This window comes from Paraburkholderia sp. (genome assembly GCF_034668105.1).
Lineage (GTDB): Bacteria > Pseudomonadota > Gammaproteobacteria > Burkholderiales > Burkholderiaceae > Paraburkholderia.
In genome coordinates this window covers 1-5,933 of record NZ_JAXDPY010000084.1, presented here as the reverse complement: position 1 = coordinate 5,933, position 5,933 = coordinate 1, and the positions used below count along the sequence as shown (strand labels likewise).

Below are 5,933 nucleotides of genomic sequence, written 5' to 3'. Positions count from 1 at the left end.
CGTCACGGTCACCGTGGAGCCAGCCGGGAAGCCGGACAATCCCGTGCCGTCGTACTTCAGCGTGGTCGTCGCGTTGGGCATGGTGTAGCCCGCCGTCACTGTGCCCGGCGAAATCGTGGCGGTGCCGGTGTTGCTCACCGCCGTCGAGGCGAGCACCGGCGAGGCGGCCGCAATCGCCGAAGCAGATATCGTCGCGGTGGTGAAGCTGTTCAGCGCGCCGCGAGTCGGCTCGACCGTAAACGAGTCGCCGGCGTTCATCGTGCCGGTGGTCGAGAAATTCAGACCGTCGATCGGTTGGCTCAGGCTGGTGGCCGAGCCCACCACGGTGCCGCTCGAATTATCGGTCAGCGTATAGGCCGTGCCGTTGTAGGAGAGCGTGTAGTCGCCGGTGGTCGGCTGCGCGGGATTCGCGAAAGACACGTTCAGCGAGGCATTGCCGGTGTTCTGCGTGTTCGCGTAGACGGTCGGGGCGCCCACCGAAAACAGTGCGCCGCCCGGGGTGCCGGTGGGCGTGATGCCGAGTGCGTTCTGCGCATTGACCTGCGCGGAGAAGCTCACGGCGATCGCGCCGAGTTGCGCTTCGGCCGGGTCGAGCGTCTGGCTACGGAACGAGAGGAGGCCGCCGAGCGCCCCGCCCGTGACACTGCTGTCGGGCAGATTCTGCGGCGGGGTGGCCGGGTTCGCGCCGGCGAGACCCAGGTACTGCACCGAGAGTTCGCTGGTGTCGCCGGGCGAAACCGCCGTGCCCAGGTTGTAGCTGTTGCCCACGGACACTAGCGGCTGGCCATTGCTCATGAACACGTTGTAGTTGCCGTTGCTATTGACAACGCTCACGCCGACCAGCTGCGACAGATTCGACACGGCTTGATCGCGCTGATCCATCAGTTGGTTCGGCGGTTGGCCTTGCGTGCTGGCCGCCGCGATTTGTCCGTTCAGTTGCGCGATCTGCTGCGTGTAGCTATTGATCTGCGAAACGGTGCTGGTGAGCTGGGTGTTGACGCTCTGACGCAGCGAATCGTATTGCTGTCCCGCGGCGTTGATCTGGTTGACGAGCGTCTGCGCGCCGCTCATCGCGGTCTGGCGGGTGGCCACCGTGGAGGCGCTGTTCGCGACGTTCTGCAAACCGGTGAAATAGCCGGTGATCGCACTGGCAATACCGGCGGTCGGGCTGCCGATCAGATTGTTCAGTTGCGTGATCGCCGTGTTGTACGCCGACAGCGCGCTGTTCGAACTTTGCGCGTTGTTCAGCTCAGTGGTCAGATACTGGCTGTACTGGCGCGTCACGGTAACCGTCGAAACGCCCTGCGGCAGATAGCCGGAGCCCGTGTACTGGCCGCCGCTCTCCGCGTAGACCGGCGTTTCCATCGTGTAGCCCGGCGTGGACGCGTTGCTAATGTTCTGACCGGTCGTCGTGAGTCCCCATTGGGCTGCGTTCAGTCCACTGAGGCCGATACTGATGAGATTGTCCGACATGCGTCATCCTGAAGGGCGACACCGACCACATGCCGCCGCGTTACGTGAACATCCTGTTTAACGGCCCTCGCGAGGAAAAATTGAGGGCGATCCGATGCTTGTTCGACGTTTGTTTCAACGTTTGCGAGGCTTGTGTTAGCGGGCTTTTGCCCGCTCCACATTCAGGCGGAAAGCGGGCGGCATTTGAGCCATGCTCAGAGACCACCCATCGTTCATTTTTTATGGACGCACCAGCGAGCGGCGCTTCATTTCGAGCTGCGTAATCAGCCGCTGCAGCGTGTTTTCAGCACTGCCCGGCAAGGTCACAAAACGGAAGCCGAGTTGATAGCGCTGCGTGCCGTTCGGCAACGCGGTTGAGCGGTGCGACACCAGTTGCAGATCGAGCGAAAGCCGGCCCAACGAGCCGAGCACCAGCTCGCAACCCTCCAGCCGCGTCCCCATCGGCAATTCGGCCACGCGTTCATCCGTGGTGCGCATGCCGACGCCGCCAAGCGACAGATCGTGTACTTCGAAACGGAACGTCTCGCCCTCGGAAAGGCGGCCGGTGCACATATACGGATCGAGAATCGGCGCATCGACGCGGAAATACTCGCGGCGCTGCACGTAGAACAGTACTTCGGGGAAGCTCGCCTCGAATGCGGGCAGTCCTTCGTAGCGGGTTTCGCGCGGCGTGCCGGTGGCGAACTCGACGCGCACACCGTCCGGCGACGCATGGAACTGGCAGCGCGACGCGCCCAGTAAGCCCTTGTTGTGGGCGGAGAGCGCGCCCCAATCGAAAGTAAAGGTACGCCCGCGCACGTCGACGTCGAGCAGGCGCGTCACGAGCTGACCGCCCGCGTATTCAACGGTGAGGAAATCGCCTCGATTGACGAGGTTGCGTAACTGAACGCCGATCTCCAGCGGATTGCGACGGCCGAAATCGGGTGCACTTTCTTCTAGCGTGGCGTGCGGCTCGCCGAGTGCGTCGGTATGGCCGTGCGACTGGTTTGTATCCATGGGCTTGCCGGTATGCATGTTCTTGCGGGCGCGTGCCAAGGCTCCTGCCGGGGCTTTTGCGCGGTCTCCATCGAAGCCGCTGCACGCGCGGTCAACCGGACATTACAACGCTTTTTCCGGTATCGGGTGTGACTGATTAGCGGCAGCGTTCAAGCAAAATTTAGGGGCCGCTGATGAAATATTTGCCGCAAACGTTAAAACGCCAATACCCCGTCGAAATGTCATCGATATGCCGCAAGCGGAATCCGGTGCATCGAAACCGGCGAACGATCACGCAGATGATGCGGGTGGGCCGGCCGCCCGTAGGCGGCCGGCCTCTTCCGTCTTGTTATGCACCTGGCCCCGTCGCGTGCATGCTTGCTGATTCTGAAAAATCAAACTGCTCAACTCGCTCAACCGTGCGGCCGACTCCAACCGCGCACCTGTATTAACCGCGGCTCAGCCCATCTTCTGCATGATGGACATCAGCTTTTTCGCGTAATGCGGGTCGGTCGCGTAACCCGCGCGCTGCATGCCATTGGCAAAGCCATTCACGTCATGCGCGGAATTGATCACTTGCGCATAACGCGGGTTGCCCTTGAGCAGGCTCGCGTAGTCGGTCATCGCTTCCTGATACGAGTCGTACGCGCGGAATTTTTCAACCGTGCGCTGAGGCTTGCCGTTCACATACTCGGTCGTCACCGTCGAGACGGTCTTGCCGGTCCAGTCCTTGGTCGCCTTGATGCCGAACACGTTGTGGCTGGTCGAACCGTCCGTCTTCCTGATTTCGCTCTTGCCCCAGCCCGATTCGAGCGCGGCCTGACCGATGATGAAGCGCGCCGGAATGCCGGTCGCCGCACTGGCCGCTTGCGCCGGCGCGGCGAGCTTGTCGACGAAAGCATCGACCTTCGGTGAGCTGCCGTCGCCTTTGAGCGCCGGCGTCAGTGAACTGTTGGCCGAGTAGCCCCGGCCCATTGCGAGCTGACCATTGGCCTGCGCGTTGCCGTAGGCTTTCGCGAGCGCGTTCAGCGCCGCCGTCTGGCCTTCGTCGCCGCCGCTGCCGCCGCCCAACCCATTGGCCATGCCGGCGAGGCCGCCGCTTGCGCCACCCGCGCCGCCCACCTGCATGCCCTGATTGCGCATCAACTGCTTGAGCATCGCGTCCGCCACGCCGATGCCTTTTTGCGAAAGCTGTTGCGACAACTGCTGATCCATCATCGACGTGAAGGTGGCACTGTCGTGCGAATCGAACGGACCATCCTGGGGCGTCGCATCGCGCATGCTCTTCAACATCATCTGCGTGAACACCGCGTCGAACTGCTGCGCGGCCATCTTCATGCCGGCTTGCGGCGAAGCCTTGACCTGCGCGCTCAATTTGCCGAAGCCCTGCACGTCGAGTGCGAAGCGCTGGGTCAGGTCGTTCGCCGCGTTGGCGGAGTTGGTCGTATCCGAATTCATCCGGTGTCTTCCTTAGATGATTTCCAGGTCGGCGCGCAAAGCGCCCGCCGCTTTCATGGCCTGCAGGATCGACATCAGATCCGCGGGCGTCGCACCCAATGCGTTGAGCGCCTTTACCACGTCCGCGAGGTTGGCGCCGGCGCTCACCAGCTTCAGCGCGCCGTTGTCCTGCTTCATCTGAATCTGCGATTGCCTTGCCGCCACCGTCTGGCCGTTCGAGAACGCGCCCGGCTGACTCACCACCGGCTGCGTATTGATCACCACCGACAGATTGCCGTGCGCCACCGCGCAGTTCTGCAGCGTGACCATCTGGTTCATCACGATCGAGCCGGTGCGCGCATTCAGAATCACCTTCGCGGCGGCTTGCGCCGGCTTGACGTCGAGGTTCTGCAATTGCGCCATGAAGACGACCTGCTGCTGCGGATCGGACGGCGCGTGCAACTGGATCGTGCGGCCGTCGAGCGCGGTCGCCGTGCCGCTGCCGAACGCGTTGTTCACCGCGGCCACGACGCGTTGCGTGGTGTCGTAGTCCATGTCGTTCAGATCGAGCTGCATCGTGCCCGCTTGCGACACCGCGGTCGGCACCGCGCGTTCGACGATCGCGCCGCCGGCGATGCGGCCCGCAGCCAGCGTATTTACCTGGACCCTGCTGCCGTTGGCGCTCGCCCCGGCACCACCGACCGCGAGGTTGCCCTGGCCGAGCGCATACACCTGGCCGTCGGCGCCCTTGAGCGGCGTGAGCAGCAGCGTGCCGCCGCGCAGGCTCTTTGCATTGCCGAGCGAGGACACAGTAATGTCGATCTGTTCGCCGGGACGTGCGAACGGCGGCAACACCGCCGTCACCATCACCGCGGCGACGTTTTTCAACTGGATGTTCGACAGCGACGACTGCTGGTTGGTCGAGCCCGCCGCCTGGTTGTTGATCGAGATGCCGAGGTTCGCCAGCATGTTGGCGAGTGTCTGCGTGGTGAACGGCGTCTGCGTGGTCTGGTCGCCCGTGCCGTCCAGACCGACGACGAGGCCGTAGCCGATCAACGGGTTGTCACGCACGCCCTGGATCTGCACGAGGTCCTTCAGACGTTCCGCATGCGCGGGCGTGGCGACCGGCAGCGCGGCGCAAGCCAGCGTGACAAAAGCGAGGACGCGGCCGACCCGGCCAATGCAGTCGAACCGGGCGAGTTGCGCGACGCGGCCAAGGCTGAAGAAGACGGTACGCATGATCACCACGGCGACACGTTGAGGAAGAACCGCTGCAACCAGCCCATGTTCTCGGCCTCGTTGAGATAGCCCTTCGCGGAGTATTCGATCTTCGCGTCGGCCACCTGGGTCGAGTACACGGCGTTCAGGTTGGAGATCGTGTTGGGATTCACCACACCCGAAAAGCGCACGAATTCATTGCCCTGATTGATCAGCATCTGCTTTTCGCCGCTCACCGCCAGGTTGCCGTTCGGCAGCACACCGGTCACGGTCACGGTGATCGTGCCGTTAAACGTGTTCGACGCATTGGCACCGCCGGTTCCGGCAAACACGTTCGCGCCGTTCGCGCTGAGGTTGGTCTTGCCGAACAATCCACCCAGGAAGCCCGCTGTCGGCACACTGAAGTTGGTGCTGCCCGAGCGATTCGCGTTGGCGCCGGAGGATTTCGTCGCGTTGACGTTTTCCTGAATCACGATGGTCAGGATGTCACCCACATTGCGCGGCCGCTGATCTTCGAACAGCGGCCGGCCCGCGTAACCCGGGTTGAAGATCGAGCCCGGCGACTGTGCTTGCGGCGGCATCGGCGGCAGCGCTGTCATTGGCTGCTGCGTGATCGGCTGCTTGGGCACGAGGCCGCAGCCACCCAGGGCCGCGAGCAGCGTGAGCTGCACGAGCGCCTGAGCGGTGCGCGAATGAACCGGATTACGAGTGAAGTACGACATCTTGATTACCGTCTATCGAGAAAGCGCCGGGGCGCTTTTGATTCCCAGTCCCTTAGGCCTTAAACCTGCATCTGGCTGAGGGTCTGCAGCATCTGGTCGGACGTGGTC

General features: G+C 63.2%; 5 protein-coding genes. All 5 read right to left on the bottom strand.

The features are described 5' to 3' along the window. On the bottom strand, nt 1-1,473 hold a 1,473-nt coding region (flgK, locus tag QOC89_RS04370), incomplete at its 3' end, for a flagellar hook-associated protein FlgK (protein WP_323043903.1). 219 nt (nt 1,474-1,692) lie between these two features. Next, a complete protein-coding gene (locus QOC89_RS04365) occupies nt 1,693-2,469 on the bottom strand; it encodes a flagellar brake protein (protein ID WP_323043902.1) in 777 nt (258 codons plus the stop codon). A gap of 438 nt (nt 2,470-2,907) precedes the next feature. Beyond that, on the bottom strand, nt 2,908-3,906 hold the full coding sequence (gene flgJ / locus QOC89_RS04360; protein ID WP_323043901.1) for a flagellar assembly peptidoglycan hydrolase FlgJ: 999 nt from the start codon (nt 3,904-3,906) through the stop codon (nt 2,908-2,910). A gap of 12 nt (nt 3,907-3,918) precedes the next feature. Then, nucleotides 3,919-5,124 carry a flagellar basal body P-ring protein FlgI gene (locus QOC89_RS04355; RefSeq protein WP_323043900.1) on the bottom strand — a complete coding sequence of 402 codons (1,206 nt, stop codon included), beginning with the start codon at nt 5,122-5,124 and terminating at the stop codon, nt 3,919-3,921. Between the two features lie 2 nt (nt 5,125-5,126). Further along, on the bottom strand, nt 5,127-5,825 hold the full coding sequence (gene flgH, locus QOC89_RS04350) for a flagellar basal body L-ring protein FlgH (RefSeq protein ID WP_323043899.1): 699 nt from the start codon (nt 5,823-5,825) through the stop codon (nt 5,127-5,129). Nucleotides 5,826-5,933: the final 108 nt, after the last annotated feature.